The following is a 20,642-nucleotide window of genomic DNA, read 5'->3' as shown; positions in this document are numbered from 1 at the left end:
ATTTAAAATTATGAACAGTTGTACACCAAATAAGAAAAGCAGTTATTCTTATGAAGATTTATTGGCATCGGGGCGCGGTGAATTGTTCGGTCAAAACGGCCCGCAATTACCTGCGCCGAGTATGTTGATGATGGATCGCGTCGTTGAAATGAATGAAGAAGGCGGCTTGTTTAACAAAGGTTATATTGAAGCGGAGTTGGATATTAAACCGTCGCTACCGTTTTTCGGTTGCCATTTTATCGGTGATCCCGTTATGCCGGGCTGTTTGGGCTTGGATGCAATGTGGCAGCTAGTCGGATTTTATCTCGGTTGGATCGGCGGGCAAGGCAAGGGCAGAGCGCTTGGCGTCGGCGAAGTGAAATTTACCGGACAAATTTTGCCGACTGCGAAAAAAGTGATTTATCGCATTAATATGAAACGGGTGATCAATCGTAAATTGGTAATGGGAATGGCGGACGGCGAAGTGGAAGTGGACGGTCGCGTTATTTATACTGCAACGGATCTGAAAGTCGGCTTATTCCAAGACACTTCCGCCTTCTAAAATCGAATTCTAAGGGATTAGTTAATCTTCCCTTTCGGCTCAAGTGACATTTCCCTTTTGTGCTTGAGCCTTTTTTATTATTCGTGATCAACAATATCGACGAATTCGGCGCTTAAGATTTCCGCCAAGGCTTGTGGTGCCAGTTCGACACTTAATCCGCGTTTTCCGCCGGAAACGTAGATGTGTTCGAATTCAAGTGCGGTCTGTTCTATCACAGTTTTTAGTCGTTTCTTTTGTCCTAACGGACTGATCCCGCCGACCAAATATCCGCTGCTTTTTTGTGCCGCATCTTTATCCGCCATTTCCACTTTTTTCACGCCGAGTGCTTTTGCCGCTTTTTTTAGGCTTAACATATGCGCGGTCGGCAGCACGAAACACGCCAATTTTTTCTGATCGCCGTTTTCTGCAACCAATAAGGTTTTAAAAGATTGTTCGGGCGCGATGCCGAGCTTTTCCGCCGCTTCATCACCGAAGTGTGTATTCGATGGATCGTGATCATAAGTATGCAAAGTAAAAGGAATCTTGTGTTTTTTAAGTAAATCAATCGCAGGTGTCATTTTCTTTTCCGCTTATTATTCTGTACAATGTGCCGATTATTTTACGCCGATTAGAAAAAGGATGGGAGAAAAATGTTACATATTGCGATTGCGGCAGAATTTGAATTAAGCGAAAAAATTGCAGAAACCTTAGAAAAAAGCGAATTAGAAATCGAACGACTTTCCGTGGCGGAGATTTATCCCTTTAATGAGGAGCAAGGCATTCGGTTTCGGAATAAAGCCGTTGCGCAATATGCCGCCGATGAAATGAATTGGAGCGATGTTCAATATTTGTTGTTTGCCGGTGATATTAATCAGGTTTCCATTGCGGCGAAAGCGTCGGAAGCGGGCACTGTTGTGGTGGATATGCGCGGAATTTGCGCCTCTTTATCCGATGTACCGGTGGTGATTCCGGGGATTAACGAACAACAATTAACGGAATTACGTCAGCGTAATATCGTCGCGTTGCCGGATTCGCAAGTAACGCAAGCGGCGTTGGCATTGGCGCCTTTATTGCAGGAAGTTCCGCTAAAACACGCGACGGTTACGTCGTTGTTGCCGGCGGCTTATAACAATGAAGAAGCGGTTGGCAAACTTGCCGGACAAACCGCGCGCCTGTTAAACGGTATTCCGTTAGAAGATGAAGAACAACGTTTAGCGTTTGATGTATTCCCGTTGCAAACGGCGAATTTATCCTCGCAACTCGGTAAAATTTTCCCGCAAGCGGAGGATTTTATTTTTCATTCGATTCAAGTACCGGTTTTTTACGGAACAGGGCAAAAAATCACCGCACTTTCCGATTATGCGATCGATGCGGACAAATTAATTGCCTTGTGGCAACAAAATCAATGGATTCGATACCAACCGGAAAAATTACCGACACCGGTCACTAACGGTGAAATGGAGAATGAAACGGACGAAGCGTTTTTGCACGTCGGTAATCTGGCGACAACGGAAAGTGCGGTCAGTTTTTGGACGGTTGCCGACGAACAGCGCTTTAGCTTGGCGTTAATGGCGGTGAAATTGACCGAAGCGATTTATCGTGCGGGTTATTAAATCCGGTTTTTGTGTTTGATGAAGATAAAAAACGGTAACTGACGAACAGTTACCGTTTTGTTTTCTACGTTCTACTAGAATTTATATTCCAGTTTCGCCGCAATATCGGTTTGTTTCAATTTCGCGTCGGACACTGCGTGTCTGTGTTCGAATTGAACGCCTAATTTTAGTTGCGGCAAAATACTGAAATCAGCATTCGCTTTAAGCACGACGGAATTGCCTAATCGACCTGTGGTAAAGCCTTCATTGTTGATGACAAGTTGATCTCGACTTTCATTGTTGTGTTCGTATAAAGCACCGACGCGTAAAGCGACAATCTCATTATCCCAACCGACGTAAGATCCCGCATATTGCGTGAATACGCGATACGGTTCGGCGGTGACATTCAACTGATAACGGGATTTATCGGTGACGTCCATATCGAAATATTGGTAACTCAATCCGGCAACCGGAGTAACGGAGAATTGACCGAGGTTAAATTTATAACCCAATTCCGAACCGATTTGATATTGATTACCTTTGATTCGGGCGATATCGGAAACCTCGTGAGTCGAAACTTTACCGCGATGCCAATGTAAACCGACGTGCGTATTAAGCAGTAAGTTATCCCATTCGTTATGTACCGCTAAAAGCAACGAGGTTGTTTTATAACGTGCGTAGCTATAACCGTCCACCGCTTTAGGTGTCACTTTTTGGTTACTGAAACCGAGACCTGCGTGTAATTCGGTATTCGCTGAAACCGGAACATAACCGCCGAATAATGTGGTGTTTTGTTTGGAATCATAGTTATAACCGTAATTCACGAAGCTGAGATCCGTTGTGTAATCGGCGTTACTATGTTTTTGAATGACATAGAAACCTTTTTTATGTTTTGCCCACAAATTGTCGGTGAACATATCTCTTACAGTATTACCTTGATTCACCATCGCCGTACCCGCTACTAAATAAGACGGAACGTGATCGTTAAGTTTCGTCCGCGCAGGACTTGTTGCCGCATTATTTGTCGCGTTATTCGTAGCCGGTTTTTCTTCTACTGTTGTAGTAGGTTTTTCTTCTACCAAGCTATTATCCGTTGCCGGAGTTTCCGCTTCGGCGGTTGTAGCGTTATCCGTTGCCGGAGTTTCCGCTTCGGCGGTTGTACCGTTATCCGTTGCCGGAGTTTCCGCTTCGGCGGTTGTACCGTTATCCGTTGCCGGAGTTTCCGCTTCGGCGGTTGTACCGTTATCCGTTGCCGGAGTTTCCGCTTCGGCGGTTGTAGCGTTATCCGTTGTCGGAGTTTCCGCTTCGGCGGTTGTACTGTTATCCGTTACCGGAGTTTCCGTGTCGGCAGTTGTACCGTTATCTGTTGCCGGAGTTTCAGTTTCGGCAGTTGTACCATTATCCGTTGTCGGAGTTTCCGGTTTGACGGTTGTCGCATTATCCGTTGTCGGAGTTTCCGGTTCGGCGGTTGTGCTATTATCCGTTGCCGGAGTTTCCAGTTCGACGGCTGTAGCGTTATCTGTTGCCGGAGTTTCCGCTTCGGTGGTTGTGCCGTTATCCGTTACCGGAGTTTCCGCTTCGGCAGTTGTACCGTTATCCGTTGTTGGAGTTTCCGGTTCGGTGGTCGGTTCATCCTCTACAGGCGTTTCGGTTGATTTTTTATACACCACCGGAGTGACTAATGCGCCGGATTCGGTAATCAGGGTGTTATGAAGTTGATAATCGTAATAGTCGCCGGCAACACCTTTATCAAAGCTGACTAAGGTTAAATCATAAGGGCTGTTTAGACTATCGATGGCTTCGCTTAAGGCGAATTGGCTGACTGTTCCGTCGCCATAGACTTTAATGAGGGATAAACCTTCTTCCGCATCATATTGTCCGTCGCCGTTCGTATCGGATTTACCTTGTTGGGTTCCGGCTAATTTAATGCTGACGGGCACCGCACTTTCGGTGGTAAGATTGCCTTTAATTACGATTTCATCGTGACCCCATCGGGTAATATCCGCTACATTGTTATTCACACGCAATGCGACCGTACCGCCTTGATTTTCCACATCATTAAATACTAGACGTTGTGCGGTGAATCCGCCGGATGCGGAACGTGTTTGCGAGCCGGTATTGGATGAATAATACCCCGGTACGATTAAGCTACCGTTTTGCCAAACGGTTTTGCCGTTAACTTCGCCCGAGCCGGTTAACGCGGTATCGGCAGCAAGGCGTAAGGTGCTTGCGCTGAATGTTGCGTCATCCAGATGAATATTACCCGCTTGCAATTCCGTATTACCGCTGTGATCTAATTGTCCGGAAAGCGTGAGTACGCCGGCGCCGCGTTTAATCAAGTTACCTTCGCCGTCAATTTGATCCGCATATAACGCTGCGGTTTTACCTTCGCTAACCTCGGCGATTAAATTCGAATTATTTTCTAAGGAAACGCTACCGACGGAAAGAACGGCATCTTCAATCACTAAATTTGCATTAGTGCGAACCGTCGCTTTTTCCGCTAAGTTGAACGTATTAGGCGTATAAGTGAGCGTGCCGGTTTTTACATCAAGCGCATTCAACGCGGTATTGCCTTCCAAACGCAAAGCGGAATCCGCATTAGTTGGTGAATAAATAAGGTTAAGCGCACTATTGTCGCCGACCTGAGCAAGATTACCTTTGATGGTGTGATTATCGTCAAGCCGATAGGTGAGGGTGACATCGCCTTGCGTGTTGATAATATTACCGTTCACGATTTCGGCGCGTAATCCCGAATTTTCACCCTGATTATCCAAGGTAATATCATTACCGTAGAGATCTAAGGTACCTTGTTCAAGGATTAAATTGCTGAAATTAATTTGTTCCGCATCACCAAGGCGAACCAATCCGTTTTCCTTGACGGTAATTTCGCGATAGGCTTGTTTTTCACCTTGATCATTGGCGGTTTGATTTAAAGTTGCGATACCTTCTTTCACCACTAATTTTGCATTATTGACGCCGCTGCCGACTTTAACCATTTCACCGTCGCCGATTTTATAGAAAGTTTCTTCTTCCACGCTTTCTATACTGTTAAGTGACACATTCGGGTTTGAGGTATTACGTTTGTCGCGATAAATAATATTATCTTTCCAGAATAATTCTTGTAAATTGAATCGAACGTATTGAACGTTTTGACCTTGCACTTGTTCGTATAATAAACCGATATCGCCGTTCGGTAATTCGGTTAAACTGTTATAAGAATAAGTGCCTGCGTCGATAGTGGTATTATATTTCCATTGGATAGAACCGTCTTCTTGCACTTCGCCTAACCAAGCCATACCGTTGCTACGAGAGCCGGTTGCGTGCGGGTTGGCGAAAACGAGATACTCTTTGCCGTCGATCCGTTTGGAATAATGAATCACCGACATTTGCGAATACGGATCCAATAAAGCGGCTTCTCTTAGTCTTGCGCCTTTATCCCACGTCATCCCGCCGTCGTGACTGGTTGAAATAATCACCGCGCCGCTGCGGTTACGCGAGAACATTTTGATGTCGCCGTTATCCATTTCGACCACTTGGGATTCGGTAATTTCATAATCATAAGTATTTAAATATCTCGCACCGCCGATTTCATCCAAATAGGCATCGTTCGGCGAATCGCCGCGTTCCCACGTTTTACCGCCGTCTTTACTGATAATTACTGCGGAGGATTGTTTGTTATCGCGATTGGTGAAGTAAACCGGCACGACTAAATTGCCGTTTTTCAACTGAATACCGGTACCCGGGCCGGTGCCGAGGAAACGCATCCAGTCCGCTTTGACTTGCGTGGTAATATCAATCGGGCTCGCCCAAGTCGCACCTTGATCCTCACTGTAAGTCATCCACAAATAGCTGGTATAATGCGCGTTAAACGGACCGCTGTCGTGACCGCTTTTTCTGGATCTTAAAAAGATGTTACCGACCCTTTCACCGGTGCTGATTTGAATAATATCGCCCAGATCTTTAAAAGAGCGGTTAGGATCGCCTTCGATGACTACGCGATAATCTTGCGCCTCGCCCATTCGGTTATAAACGATACCTTCTTCGCGAACCGTATATCTTGCGCCGCTTTCATCGGTGATTAAGCGATACCACTTGCCGTCCACTTGAATATGTCCGTTGCCTTCGGATTCAAAACTGGCTTGCGAGTTACTGAACATTCCGAATAAAGCTTGAGATTCCGGAAACATATCGAAAACCATCGAAATACGACCGTTTTGTTTATCTTGCACCATTACGGCATCAATCACCAAAGCAGATTCCGCAGCACCTAAGGAAGAATAGGTTTGTTCGGCTAAATCGACCACCACTTGATCATCTTGCCAAGTAACACCGCCGTCTAAGCTGCGACGAATCGCAAGGTCGATATTACCCCAGTCGGAAGCGTGTTGATTACGTTTGTCAATCGCGGCGATAACGACACCTTCTTGGGTCGCTAATAACCCCGGAATACGATAACTTGCCGCGCCGCCTTGACCCGGTTTAAACATTTCGTATTTTTCACTCATAAACGCGCCCATACGCTCGCGTTTTTCGGATAAATAAGCGAGTTTTTCCGCCTGTTTTGCCAAATCGACGCTATGTCTTGCCACAATATCTTCGTGCAATTTTAAAATCGCCGAATCGCTTAACACTTCATCCGTCGCGCCCGCGTGATAAATTGCGCCGGTAAAGGTATTCGTACGATTATTCGGACGTTTTAACGAACCTAATGAAGCGGTATTCAACCCTGAAATATCTTCAAAGAACTTGGATTGGGTCGATGTTTGTCGCAGTTGACCGTCAACATAGATCTTAATGGTTTGATTTTCCTTATCGAAACTGTAAGTAACGGTTCTAAAGCCGTCACTTGAAGCCGGAAGCGCTTGTGTGACTAATTGACTGTTCGGAATCAAATTGGTGCGGTCTCTAATTTCAATCCCGTAAGTTTGACCGGCGGCGGTGACATTCGTGTAAAACATAATGTATCTGTCATCCGCCGTGTTATCACTGACGCCGAGTAGGGTGCTGAAACCTGAATTCGGATTCACACGAAACGTTAATGTACCCGAACTCAAACTAAACACATTATTGCTGGTGAAATGTTCCGTCATATCGACGGGCTGAAAGCTCTCGACACTGGAGAAGTCTAATATGGCAGTTGATGCGTATGCTCCGGATAAAACGGCTGAAGAAATTAGGAGTGATAACGCAGTTTTTCTAAGTAGGTTTGTCTTTTTTGTTTTTTTCATAGTGATTCCCTTTGTTGTTGAAGAATTATTCCTTTAAATTTATATATTAGAAGTATTTTTTCGTAAATATCGAAATGTAAATTTTGCTATACACTTCACAAAAAATTTATATTCCAAATTGATATGAATAAAAAATTTGAACTGGATCGCGTCAGCTTTTGCAGGTTTCGAAAGTGCGGTGGAAAAAATAAGATTTTTTGAAAAACAGATCGCGAAAGCCGAGTTATTTTGCTAAAATCGGTAAGAAAAACACCCTTCTTTCACGAATTGTTTTTCATCTTTTTTTCTCAACACATCGAATTGGAATAAAAATGGAAAATCAATCTTTTCTACAAAAACTGTTTAAGTTAAATCAGCACAACACTACGCCGAAAACGGAGATCATCGCCGGTATTACGACGTTTTTCACAATGGTTTATATTGTTTTCGTCAACCCTTCGGTCTTGGGCGATGCGGGAATGGATAAGCAAGTGGTGTTCGTCACCACCTGTTTAATCGCCGCATTCGGAACCATCGCAATGGGATTATTCAGCAATTTGCCGATTGCACTGGCGCCGGCAATGGGGCTTAACGCCTTTTTCGCTTATGTGGTCGTCGGAAAATTAGGATATTCTTGGCAAGTGGGAATGGGAACGATCTTTTGGGGCTCCGTCGGATTATTGCTGTTGACGATCTTCCAAGTGCGTTATTGGTTAATGGCGTCCATTCCGCTTGGGCTACGAGTTGGTATCGGCGCGGGGATCGGTTTCTTTATCGCGTTAATCGGCTTTAAAAATATGGGCTTGGTTGTGGCGAATCCGGCAACGTTAGTCGCCTTGGGTGAGTTGCATAATCCGCAAGTATTAATGGGCATCTTAGGCTTTTTTATTATCGTTGTGTTCGCGGCGCGAAATATTTATTCCGGCGTATTGGTTTCTATCGCATTAGTGACCGCACTTGCGTTAATTTTTGACGATAACGTGGTATTTAACGGCGTAGTGTCAATGCCACCGAGCTTAGATGCTGTTGTCGGCAAAGTAGATATTGCCGGTGCGTTGGATACCGCCTTATTAGGCATTATTTTCTCTTTCTTGTTGGTCAATCTATTCGATTCTTCCGGTACCTTATTAGGCGTTACGGACAAAGCGGGTATCAGCGATGAAAACGGACGTTTCCCGAAAATGAAACAAGCGCTTTATGTGGATAGTATCAGCGCTGTCACCGGATCATACATCGGTACTTCGGCGATCAGTACCTACATCGAAAGCGGCGCGGGCGTTTCCGTCGGTGGACGCACCGGAATGACAGCGGTGGTTGTCGGATTATTGTTCTTATTGACAATCTTCTTCTCGCCGTTAGCTGGTTTGGTGCCGCCTTATGCCACTGCAGGCGCTTTGGTGTTCGTCGGAATTTTAATGGCGTCCAGCCTTATTCGCGTGCAATGGCACGATTTAACCGAAGCCGCACCGGCATTTATCACCGCCGCGATGATGCCGTTTACCTATTCGATTACGGAAGGTATCGCCTTCGGCTTTATCTGTTATTGCATAATGAAAGCCGGCACAGGGCGCTGGAAAGAAATTAACGCACCGGTTTTGGTAGTGGCGTTACTGTTTATTGCAAAATTCGTATGGGTCGGTTAAATTAATTCAGTGGGCGTTTAGCCCATTCAGACTGATGACAGACCTGATTTAAATCGTATTTTATTTTATGTGTAGGATGGGCTTCAGCCCATCAAAAAATATAATTATTTCAATATGATGGGCTAAAGCCCATCCTACTTAAGTATACTTTGTCAATAAACTAAGTGGGCATTTAGCCCACTGTTTCTATCTGCAACAGGGAGAATGTATTATGCAAAAAATCTTATTTATCGTGCATTCCGCACCTTATGGCAACGAAAGCTTTTTCAGTGCATTACGCTTAGCGTTGCAATTACAAGAACAGCATAAAAGTGCGGTGGAATTAAAATTATTTTTTATGTCGGATGCAGTGACAGGCGGATTGGCGAAACAACAACCGGCGGAAGGCTATCATTTACAACAAATGATCGAAATTTTAACCGCACAAGGTGCAACCGTTAAGTTATGCAAAACTTGCACCAATGCACGCGGAATCACCGACTTACCGCTTGCCGAAGGCGTTCGAATCGGCACCTTAGTCGAATTGGCGGATTGGACGGTTGAAGCGGATAAAGTCTTAAATTTCTAATTACGCCGTTTTATTGATTTCGCTGATTTTTCTATTTTTCGGTAAGCTATGAACGAACCCACTTCCCTCAATCCCGTCACCGTTCCGTTGAACGCGGTCAGTTTAATCGAAGCGTCCGCTGGAACGGGAAAAACACATACCATTGCTTCCTTGTATCTTCGCTTGCTACTACAAGCGGGCGAACATTGTTTTGCGCGACCTTTAACCGTCGAACAAATTCTCGTTGTGACTTTCACCGAAATGGCGACGCAAGAATTGCGCGAACGTATTCGCGAACGAATTTATTCGGCAAAACAACAGCTGATTCGTTATCGGTATAGCGGCGATCGCACTATGATCGAAGATGCGTTTTTAGCGGATCTGATCGACCATATTCCGGATATCGAACAAGCCGTACACCGTTTAACTCTTGCCGAACAAAATATGGATTTGGCGGCGATTTACACCATTCACGGTTTCTGTTACCGGATTTTAATGCAATATGCGTTTAATTCGGGCATTCACTTTAATTTGGCGCTAGTCAAAGACGAAAGCGAATTGTTCGAACAAATAACCAATGAATTTTGGCGGGAAAATTTTTATTCTCAACCCTTGCATATTGCCGAATTTATCAAAAAATGTTTCGATTCGCCGAGCGCGCTGTTGGGGAAAATTCGTGCTTATGTTTCGGCGGAGGAATTACGCGTCGATATTGCGCCGACGAATGTATTGGCGATGAGCTTAGCGCAATTTTTGCAAGATTATTTAGATTCGCGGCTCACGCTGGTTCAAGCCTTTAAGAAAAAATGGTTAAAACAAGAAAACGAACTTAAAGCGTTATTTCAGGAAAATCGCGCGCAGATTTCTCGTTATCGTGACGACCATAATGATTCGCGCTTTAACGCGGTTCGCCAATGGGCGGCAAGCGAGGATTGTTCAACCCTGCCCGAACAGCTGGCAAAATATTTCACCCAATCGGCGGTAAATGAAAACACGAAGAAAAGTGCGGTGCCTTTTTCACATAATTTATTGGCGGAAACGGAAAATTTTATCGAACAAATCGGCGATCCGACATTGGACGAAGCAATGTTGTTATATCATTGCATTCGCGATATTCGACGGCGTTTAATCGACTATAAAGCCCATCATAATCAAAAAGGTTTTGACGATTTATTGCGTTTGGTGTCCGAAGCGCTAGGCGGCGAACAGGGCGCGGAATTGGCGCAATTAATTCGTTGCCAATATCCTTTTGCGATGATTGACGAATTTCAGGATACGGACGCCTTGCAATATCGGATTTTTTCCAGTGTTTATATGGTGCAAACGGAAACGCCGACCGGATTTATGATGATCGGCGATCCAAAACAATCGATTTATAAATTCAGAGGTGCGGATATTTTTACTTATTTGCAAGCCTCGCGCCGAACGAATAACAGTTTCACCTTAGAACACAACTGGCGCTCCGGACAAGCTTTGATCGATTGTGTGAATGCGCTATTTCATTTTGACGAACCCTCGCCGTTTTTATTTGATGAGATCCGTTTTTTACCGGTGAAAGCCGGCAAAACGCTGTCGCCTTTTGTGTTAGACGGAAAAATCGAACCGGCGTTACGTTGTTACTTATCGGAAAGCGGCGATAAACGCGAGCTCGCTCAGGCTTGCGCACAATCCATCTACCGGTGGCTGAAAAGTGCGGTGAAAAATCAAGCTGTTTTCGGCGAAAAAACGCTGCAGGCAAAAGACATCGCCGTATTGGTGAAAGATTGGAAAGAAGCGGAATTAGTCAAAATCGAATTGCAAAAATTAGGCATTACGGCGGTGTATTTATCGGATAAAAGTAATGTTTATGAAGGCACTATTGCGCAAGAATTATTGGTGATTTTAAAAGCCTGTTTGGATCCTTTTAATGAAAAATTGATTTTGAATGCCATTGCTGGCGAATTATTCGGCTTAACGGCGGCGGAAATTTATGCCATCAAGCAAGACGGCTGGGAACAAATTGTCGATCGTTTTATGCATTACCGTCAAATCTGGCAAAAGCAAGGCGTGTTAGTAATGTTGCATAACTTATTATTAGACAAGCAACTGAACGAGCGTCTGCTACAAAATCCGAACGGCGAACGAATGATCACGGATTTGCTGCATTTGGCGGAATTATTACAGCAAGCGGCGCGCCTGAACGAAGGGGAAGCGGCGTTATTGCGTTGGTTTGAAAAGCAAGTCCACGGCATCTCGCAAACGGAAGAAATCATTCGTTTGGAAAGCGAGCGGGAGTTGGTCAAAATCGTCACCATTCATAAATCAAAAGGTTTGGCTTACGATTTGGTTTGGTTGCCGTTTATCGGTTTGCCGTCGAGAGAAAGCACGAAACGCGAGAGAGGCTACAAAATTAACACTTATTATTCGGCGCAGCACAAAAGCGTTTTGTGGGATCTTGATCATAGTCATCGAAGCGATACGACAAAAGAAAGCCTCGCCGAAGAAATGCGCTTGCTTTATGTGGCGCTTACCCGTGCCAAATATCAGGTCGTCATCGGCTTGCCGCAAACCTTTAAAGGAAAATGGAACGCGCTGTTGTACGCGTTGAGCCAAGGTGAAATTCGCGAACAGCTTTCCTTTAAAACGCCGATTTATAAGGCAGACGCTTTGCTCGATAAACTTATTGAAAAAGTCGGTGCGGATAAAATCGTGCGACAAACGATCGAATTGTCAAAAAATCTTTTACCGCTGGATTCCAAACTTCCGCAAGAAAAACTTTCCGCCGCTGAATTTTCCGGTCGAATTCAATATGATTGGACGATCACCGGTTTCACCGATATGCTCAATAAGCATAATTATAATCAAGCGGAGCAGCGCAAAGCGAAGGCGGAGCAAAATGTTGCGGAAAGTGCGGTGAAAAATGTCGTCCTTTTTGATGAAGCGAAGGATTACGATCTGAATCTATCCGCACCGCTAAATGCGGAAAAAACGTCGCACCAAGCACAGCCGCTTGAAGATTATCCGCAAGGTTATTCGCCGTTCGATTTTCCGCACGGCACGCGGGTCGGAACGGAATTGCACCGTTATTTCGAGAAAACGGATTTTACCCGACCGACGGAAGAAGAATCCGTGCGTAAATTATGTCATCATTTGGAGCTTAGCGAGGAGTGGGTTGCGCCGTTAAAACAATGGTTGGAGGCAATCTTGCGTACGCCATTGACTGCAGACGGCGAGTCTTTTGCACTGAATCGAATTGCCCGCCGAGATATGTTAAAAGAAATGCAGTTTTATCTAAAATTGACGGCGCATTTTGACGTGGCGGCGTTTAATCGGCTTTTGAAAAAATATCATCATTTGCCTTCCGAGCCGTTGATTTTAAATCGTTTTCAAGGAATGGTGCGCGGGTTTATCGACTTGGTTTTTCGTCATAACGGGAAATATTATTTGTTGGATTACAAATCCAATTTATTGGGCGATCAAATGCAAGATTACGCCGGCGAAAATCTGCGGCAGGCGATATTAAACGGGCATTATGACTGGCAATATTTGCTGTATTGCGTAGCGTTACACCGTTATTTATGTCGGCAGGATAAGCAATATGACTATGATCGCGATTTCGGCGGCGTGATTTACACTTTCTTGCGCGGAATGAACGGGCGAGATTCGAACGGAGTGTATTTCGATAAACCGGATCGGCGTTTAATCGAGGAATTGGAGGCGCTCTTTTAATGTTAAATATTTTATCTCGCTTAAAACAACAAGGTTTGATTAGCGCGGCGGATTATTATTTCGCCGAATTTATTCACACCAAGCAACGTCGCGCCTTTAATTATCCGCAAGCCGTTCAAGATTTAGCGATTTTTTTAGCCGCACTTTGCCATTATCAGTATCGACAAGGGCATTCTCGCTTGATACTTAGCGAAGCATATGGACAAGGCTTTGCCTTACCTTGGAGCGAACGTCATTTTTTAACCGAAATTCAAGAGAAATTACATTCCCTCGAACCGACCCAATGGCAATCCGTATTGCGCGAGCATATTGCGTTTACCGAGCAGCCGCTACGTTACGCCGCGCCTTTTGTGTTACGGGACGGCGCGCTGTATTTTTATCGCGTTTGGCAAGATGAATATCAAATTGCACAATATTTCATCCGAATGTCGCAACAATCCTCGGCGATCGGACAAGATCACGCGCGCATTGCCGAGGTGTTACAACGTTATTTTCCCGAATCCGTTGCGAGCGATCAGCCCGATTGGCAGAAAATCGCCGTTGCTATTGCTTTAAATAAATCTTTTTGTTTGATTACCGGCGGGCCGGGAACAGGGAAAACCACAACGGTTTTCCGTCTGTTGTTGGCATTGCAAGAAATGCATCAAAATCAGTTGCGGATAAAATTGGTGGCGCCGACGGGAAAAGCTGCCGATCGCTTAAATAAAAGCATCGAAGCCTCGTTTATTCGTTTGCAAACGCACGAAAAAATTGCGATTAGCGCGGATTTAAAAGCCGCCGTACCGAGCGAAGCGCAAACCATTCATCGCTTATTAGGCGTGCGTTTTTTTGAAGATAAAACCCATTATGATCAAAAAAATCCGTTGCCTCTGGATGTGTTGGTGGTGGATGAAGCCTCAATGATCGATTTGTCCTTAATGGCGAAATTATTGCGCGCTTTGAAACCGCAAACCAAATTGATTTTGTTGGGGGATAAAGATCAGCTTTCCTCCGTTGAAGCGGGCGCGATTTTAAGCGAATTGGGCAAATTTTTGTCGCAAGGATATAGCCCGATGTTAACGGATTATCTGCGCCGAACCACTGGTGCGCAATTAGCCTCATCCGAACAAGGACAGCCAATTCGCGATTGTTTGTGTAATTTAGTAGTAAGTCGCCGTTTCGATGATCAATCCGACATTAAACGCTTGGCGGAGGCGATTAACCAAGCGCAAGGCGAACAAAGCTGGCGGGTGTTGGAAAACCGGCTGGACGATGTTGTGAAAACACAACCTGAAATTACCTTGGTGGATTTCGATCCTTATTTTGCTGCGCCGGAAACAGAAAAAACAAGGGCGGAGATTTTGCGTGATTGTGTGGCGGCGGTGGTGCAAAGTGCGGTGGAAAATTATCGCGAATATCTACAGATCGTTGCAGAAATTGCGCAACAACAAGATCTTTTCGAACCGGCGGATTTGGCACGGATTTTTGCCGCGTTTAATCGCGTTCGATTTTTGACCGCACTTCGCGTCGGCGAGCTGGGCAGCGAAAATTTAAATCACCGTATTGCCGAACAGTTGCGTTCCTTAGGATTGGTGAATTTTAATCATCCGCGCGATTGGTATGCGGGTAAGCCGATAATGGTGACGCAAAACGATAGTAACACCGGTTTATTAAACGGCGAGATCGGTATTTATTTACGCACGCAGGATAAAAACGGTGAAATCAGCGAGCGTTTTTGGTTTGAAAACGGGCAAAACGAACTGGCAAGCCGAATGCCCGCCTACGAACCGGCATTTGCGATGACCGTGCATAAATCGCAAGGCTCGGAATTTGATCATACGTTATTGATTTTACCGACGGAACCGAATCCGATTCTCTGCAAAGAATTGATTTATACCGGCGTTACGCGGGCGAAAAAGCATATCACCGTTTTCACTCGTCGTCGAATTTGGCAAAGTGCGGTGAATAAACGCACGGAAAGACAAAGCGGGTTAAGTTATTTGTTGGAAAATAACGAATAATTTTTATACCGAATTTAACCGAAATCGGAAGAAAAAATTAGCTTTTACGGAAAATCTCTTGTATAATCTTGCGACCCTGTAAATGCGACGGATTCCCACCGCGCATTATTTTATCGAGATCGCACTCGAAGGGGTGAAGATTAAGATGACTGGTTGTGTCTGAATTTTAGACACTGGGTATTAATATTATTTTATTGGTAATTAAATTAATGAAAACTTTTGTAGCAAAACCGGAAACGGTTAAACGCGACTGGTATGTAGTAGATGCGACAGGTAAAACCCTAGGTCGTTTAGCTACCGAATTAGCTCGTCGCCTTCGTGGTAAACATAAAGCAGAATACACTCCGCACGTTGACACCGGTGATTACATCATCGTTATTAACGCGGACAAAGTAGCCGTAACAGGTAAAAAAGAAAGCGATAAAATTTACTACTGGCACACCGGCTATGTAGGCGGTATCAAACAAGCGACTTTCGCAGAAATGATCCAACGCCGTCCGGAAGCTGTGATTGAGATTGCGGTTAAAGGTATGTTGCCGAAAGGACCTTTAGGTCGTGCAATGTTCCGTAAATTAAAAGTGTATGCGGGCGCTCAACACGAACACGCAGCACAACAACCACAAGTTTTAGATATTTAATCACGGGGTTAGGAAAATGGCAGAGAATCAAAACTACGGCACAGGTCGCCGCAAAAGCTCTTCAGCTCGTGTATTTATCAAACCGGGCAGTGGTAAAATCACTATCAACCAACGTGAATTAGACGTATATTTCGGTCGCGAAACTTCTCGTATGATCGTGCGTCAACCGTTAGAATTGGTTGAATTGACAGATAAGTTAGACCTTTATATCACTGTAAAAGGCGGCGGTATTTCAGGTCAAGCGGGTGCAATCCGTCACGGTATCACTCGTGCGTTAATTGAGTACGATGAAACTTTACGTCCTGCATTACGTGCAGCGGGCTTTGTTACCCGTGATGCGCGTCGCGTCGAACGTAAAAAAGTGGGTTTACACAAAGCACGTCGTCGTCCGCAATACTCAAAACGTTAGTGCGACAAGTTGTCGTGCTTATGGCAATTTCTCCTTATATATCAAGGAGTTATTGCAGGAATGGAAAGGCATTATATGTCTTTCTATTCCACTTTTCAAGTACCCCTCGGGGGTACTTGGGAAGCCAGGCCAAGAACGGAGCGTTGCTCAAGACTTGGTGCTAAGTTGGGGAAGACAATTTCCAACTTTATGCGGTAATAAGGTATGATCTTCACTCTGAGGTACTCAACTACGTTGTACGAGGGAGTTTGAGGAGAGTAAGAAAGCAAGATCCGTTATCGAAAGATATTACTACCGTTAGTCGCCTGCTTTAAGTAGAGTGGCTGGGGTCAAATCCTAAACGTAATATCGTCCATAAAGAATAATTGTGCAACCTACTATAAATAAAGTCCGAAAGGCTTACAGCATTCTGAGAGAAGCCGAAAATAAGGAAGTGGAATTTCTTATGATCGAATGTATACTTTACTACTTATCTTTACTTAGGGACGTTCCTACAAGGAAGCACCCATTGTAGCTTGAAATTGATAGCTACCCGTAAATGGCTTGCGGTAACAGCACGGCTATTTATCGGCTCAAATTTACCTAAACTTATATCCAGTGATCTTACTTATCTATCCTATAAATAGACTGATCATCTATCTATTTGCATAGCTATAGGTTCGATCTATCTGATATTAAGCGGTTAATTTACAAAGTAATTTAGCAATAAATTACAAAAGGTAAGTTTTAAAGCAACAGCAAGGGCTTATTTATTAAAACTTAGTAAGTATGCGAAAGCTGTAATTATCATTGTTGTGATGAATTTTGTTGAGATATAACTTTGCAATGAAATTCATAGTACAACCTGTTATATGGCTAACAGTAGTCTAGGGATAGTGCATAACTGGCAACGGTTTTGTGCGGAGCTTCCTGACAATGTACTCCCCGAAAGGGCTTATATTGCCGTGAGGTAATGTAAGGAAAATGTGAGCAACACACATTGAGAGAGGCTAGACTGGGTAGAAAGATAAACGTAAGTGAACAGTTGATAAACTTCGTTACGAGGAAGAGCCTACGGTTGCTATTGGCTTAGACCAAAAGGTATGCAGCAGGATATTCTCTTTAGCGTTGGGAATACGTCATCATAATGCTGCCGGAGAACAGACTGTATCTTCCCTACTCGTGTGATAATTACGGAACTTGGTAAGCCTGTATTTTCGCCACGTCCACAATACTCAATACTGATACATACTTATGTACAAACTGGGGAAAAGGATAGGGCAGGTAAAGCGTAAGCGATACTGTTGAAAATGCAGGTAAGGGAGGTTGGAAAAAGCAAATGCTGTGCTGTAATGGTGCAGATAGGGTGTGAAACATAGCCTAACTCGAAAGGGTGCAGACTTCCAACTGGTCTTTCATCGCAAGATGAATGCAACATCTTAAAGGTAATCAAATTCATTTTACAGAAAGAAATAATGGTTTTACAAAAGTTCCCATTATGGACATCAAGGAAGTGAAAATGATGACGATGTAAACAATACAAAGAAAACGAGCGTTAGGCTTGTTAAATAAAACCTAACGCTCCACTCTTTGCCCTAATCGGTTACAAGAGCGGTTAAAATTATCGGTATTTATGATAATACACTCTTGTAACGATTTGAACGTAAATAGGATATTTACGGGCTTGGGAAAGTTGTTGCAAGATAAGGTGTTATCCTAAAACCAATACTTTTATACCAAACTCTTGTTATATCAGAGGTAAGTATGAAAGAGCGAAAGCATTATACTAAAAAAGTAGAAAGCAATCCAACTCCAACGACCTCGAACAAATCGAAAAAGTTAAGCCAATGGCATTTTATTGAATGGCAAAAGGCTTACCAATTTGTTAAAGGTGTGCAGATACGGATTGCGAAGGCAACTTTGGCAAAGGATTGGCGTAGGGTTAAAAACCTACAACGATTACTTGTCCACTCGTTTTATGCAAAAGCGATTGCAGTAAGGCGAGTGACTGAAAATCAAGGTAAACGCACATTTGGCGTAGATAAGGTGCTATGGAATAGCCCCGAACAAAAATACCAAGCGATTTTCTCACTTTCAGCTAAAGGGTATAAACCACTCCCATTAAGGCGAGTATTTATCCCTAAAGCAAACGGAAAACAACGCCCATTGGGTATTCCGACAATGAAAGATAGAGCAATGCAAGCGTTATATTTGTTGGGGCTACAACCCGTAGCAGAAACATTGGCGGATACAGGCTCTTATGGATTTCGGTTAGAACGTTCCACAGCGGACGCGATAACACATATTCATCAGATATTCTCTCATAAAGGGAAGAAAACCAATCAGCCAGTGGAATGGGTATTAGATGCGGACATACAAGGGTGTTTTGACCACATCAGCCACGATTGGCTATTAAAGCATATACCGATGAACAAGCGGATATTGCGAAAATGGCTTCAATCTGGCGTAGTGGAGTTTGGACAGCTCAAGCGAACAGAGGAGGGCACACCGCAGGGCGGTATTATCTCTCCAACGTTAGCAAATATGGCATTGGATGGATTAGAGAGCTTACTTGCTGAACATTTTGGCAAGAAAACAGGCTCAAAAATCCGAAGACACAAAACCTATCTTGTTCGATATGCTGATGACTTTATTATTTCGGGGATTTCTAAAGAATTACTGGAAGAAAAGGTTATCCCACTTGTTAAAGGTTTTCTAGCTGAACGAGGTCTTACACTTTCAGAGAGTAAAACAAAAGTGGTACATATTGAAGAGGGTTTTGACTTTTTAGGTTGGAATGTCAGACGTTTCAAAGGAAAAGTGTTGATTAGACCGAACAAAAAGAATGTGCAAACATTTTATCGTAAAGTCAAAGAAACTATTTCTAAAATGAAAATGGCAAAACAATCTGATTTAATTAGGGTACTTAATCCAATGCTACGAGGTTGGGCAATCTACCACAAACATCAAGTGGCAAGCAAAGCCTTTGGACGAATGGACGCATTAGTATGGCGAGCCTTATGGAAATGGTGTAAACGGAGACATCACAATAAAGGGATAAAGTGGATAAAAGAGAAATACTTTTGTACCACAGCAACCCGAAGTTGGGTGTTCGGAACAGTTTACACTGATAAGAAAGGCGATTTACACCCGATAGACTTAGTCTATTGTAGTGGGGTAAAAATAGAACGGCACATAAAGATAAAATCGGAATATAATCCGTTTCTACCTGAATGGGAATTAGAAAGCGAACTTCTTCGTCAACGCAGGTTATACAACCAAGAAAAGCATAGACGAATTTGGAGTTGGTTATTTAAGGAACAGCAAGGAAAGTGTGCTTATTGCCATCAACCAATCACGAAACAAACAGGCTGGCACGACCACCATATTATTTACAAAATGAATGGAGGAAGTGATAGCTTGAAAAATCGTTGTTTGGTGCACCCAACTTGTCATACACAGATACACGCATTAAACCTAACAATCAGTAAAGGAGCTGTCTAACACAGATAATAGAAAGGCTTGAGCTGTATGCAGAGAAATTTGCTTGTACAGTTCTTAGGGGGCGGAAATGTAGTAATGCATTTTCGCTACCCGACATTTTTATTTTCGTTTTATCGAAGAAATTGCAAGTCGAAAGGCTTGCAATTTTTTTTGTGTATTTTTCGGAAGGGTTTATGTATTACCCTATGAAATGTGCTAAAATAAGCGACCTTTTATCAATTTTATTTTAAGTCGTCGGAGGAAAAGATGACAAGCGCTGCAAATAAACGTTCAATAATGACACTTTTTTCGAATAAAACGGATATTTATTGCCACCAAGTTCGAATCGTATTGGCGGAAAAAGGTGTTGCTTATGATACGGAAATTGTAGAACCGCAAACCCTATCGGAAGATTTGATGGAGTTGAACCCTTACGGTACGTTGCCGACCTTGGTTGATCGCGATCTTGTGTTATATAACTCTCGCATTATTATGGAATATCTTGACGAACGTTTTCCGCATCCGCCATTAATGCCGGTTTATCCGATTGCGCGCGGGAAAAGTCGCTTATTAATGATGCGTATCGAACAGGATTGGTATCCTGTGTTGGCAAAAGCGGAAAAGGGAAATGATGAAGAACGCGCGATTGCATTAAAACAACTAAAAGAAGAAATTTTAGCGATTGCACCGATTTTTAATCAGTTGCCATATTTTATGAGTGAAGAATTTAGTTTGGTCGATTGTTATATTGCACCATTACTATGGCGTATGCAGCAATTAGGCGTTGAGTTTACCGGTGTCGGCAGTAAAGCGGTGAAAGCTTATATGGATCGTGTCGTACAACGTGATTCTTTCTTACAATCGGTCGGTGAAGTTGCGCCGAAAAATTTAATGGACGATAAATAAATCGGGGACG

12 protein-coding genes are annotated in these 20,642 nt (G+C 43.7%); 10 read left to right on the top strand and 2 right to left on the bottom strand.

Annotated features, from left to right (window positions below; translation table 11 throughout):
- Positions 1-10: 10 nt before the first annotated feature.
- Positions 11-541, top strand: coding sequence for a bifunctional 3-hydroxydecanoyl-ACP dehydratase/trans-2-decenoyl-ACP isomerase (gene fabA, locus CVP04_RS07820; protein WP_165772782.1), 531 nt, complete (start codon positions 11-13; stop codon positions 539-541).
- 77 nt (positions 542-618) lie between these two features.
- On the opposite strand, the gene ybaK is transcribed toward fabA, so the two are convergent.
- Entirely contained in the window at positions 619-1,098 is a 480-nt protein-coding gene (gene ybaK, locus CVP04_RS07815) for a Cys-tRNA(Pro) deacylase (protein WP_100296960.1), read from the bottom strand.
- 72 nt (positions 1,099-1,170) lie between these two features.
- Between ybaK and CVP04_RS07810 the strand changes: the two genes are divergently transcribed.
- Positions 1,171-2,133 carry an oxidoreductase gene (locus CVP04_RS07810; protein ID WP_100296959.1) on the top strand — a complete coding sequence of 321 codons (963 nt, stop codon included), beginning with the start codon at positions 1,171-1,173 and terminating at the stop codon, positions 2,131-2,133.
- Positions 2,134-2,207: 74 nt separating this feature from the next.
- On the opposite strand, the gene CVP04_RS07805 is transcribed toward CVP04_RS07810, so the two are convergent.
- Entirely contained in the window at positions 2,208-7,340 is a 5,133-nt protein-coding gene (locus tag CVP04_RS07805; RefSeq protein WP_100296958.1) for an exo-alpha-sialidase, read from the bottom strand.
- Positions 7,341-7,651: 311 nt separating this feature from the next.
- Here CVP04_RS07805 and CVP04_RS07800 point away from each other — a divergent pair, with 311 nt between their 5' ends.
- The 8 genes from CVP04_RS07800 (at position 7,652) to sspA (ending at position 20,632) form a co-directional block, all read left to right on the top strand.
- Entirely contained in the window at positions 7,652-8,962 is a 1,311-nt protein-coding gene (locus CVP04_RS07800) for an NCS2 family permease (RefSeq protein ID WP_100296957.1), read from the top strand.
- A gap of 211 nt (positions 8,963-9,173) precedes the next feature.
- Positions 9,174-9,530 (top strand): DsrE/DsrF/TusD sulfur relay family protein, encoded by a 357-nt coding sequence (locus CVP04_RS07795; protein WP_100296956.1) that lies wholly within the window; start codon positions 9,174-9,176, stop codon positions 9,528-9,530.
- 48 nt (positions 9,531-9,578) lie between these two features.
- Positions 9,579-13,217, top strand: a complete 3,639-nt coding sequence (gene recB / locus CVP04_RS07790; RefSeq protein ID WP_100296955.1) for an exodeoxyribonuclease V subunit beta — start codon at positions 9,579-9,581, stop codon at positions 13,215-13,217.
- Positions 13,217-15,217, top strand: a complete 2,001-nt coding sequence (gene recD / locus CVP04_RS07785) for an exodeoxyribonuclease V subunit alpha (RefSeq protein WP_100296954.1) — start codon at positions 13,217-13,219, stop codon at positions 15,215-15,217. Before recB ends, recD begins: the two co-directional genes overlap by 1 nt.
- Positions 15,218-15,426: 209 nt before the next feature.
- Positions 15,427-15,855: a 50S ribosomal protein L13 gene (gene rplM, locus CVP04_RS07780; protein ID WP_100296953.1), complete on the top strand. Its 429-nt coding sequence runs from the start codon at positions 15,427-15,429 to the stop codon at positions 15,853-15,855.
- Positions 15,856-15,871: 16 nt separating this feature from the next.
- The gene (gene rpsI / locus CVP04_RS07775; protein ID WP_017806615.1) at positions 15,872-16,264 is read left to right on the top strand and encodes a 30S ribosomal protein S9; all 393 of its coding nucleotides are present in this window, start codon (positions 15,872-15,874) and stop codon (positions 16,262-16,264) included.
- A 1,743-nt stretch (positions 16,265-18,007) separates the two neighbouring features.
- Positions 18,008-19,747 carry a group II intron reverse transcriptase/maturase gene (gene ltrA, locus CVP04_RS07770; protein ID WP_100296952.1) on the top strand — a complete coding sequence of 580 codons (1,740 nt, stop codon included), beginning with the start codon at positions 18,008-18,010 and terminating at the stop codon, positions 19,745-19,747.
- 246 nt (positions 19,748-19,993) lie between these two features.
- Positions 19,994-20,632: a stringent starvation protein SspA gene (sspA, locus tag CVP04_RS07765; RefSeq protein ID WP_100296951.1), complete on the top strand. Its 639-nt coding sequence runs from the start codon at positions 19,994-19,996 to the stop codon at positions 20,630-20,632.
- Positions 20,633-20,642: the final 10 nt, after the last annotated feature.

This window comes from Caviibacterium pharyngocola (assembly GCF_002795405.1).
Lineage (GTDB): Bacteria > Pseudomonadota > Gammaproteobacteria > Enterobacterales > Pasteurellaceae > Caviibacterium > Caviibacterium pharyngocola.
This window is presented reverse-complemented; position numbering and strand designations above follow the sequence as displayed.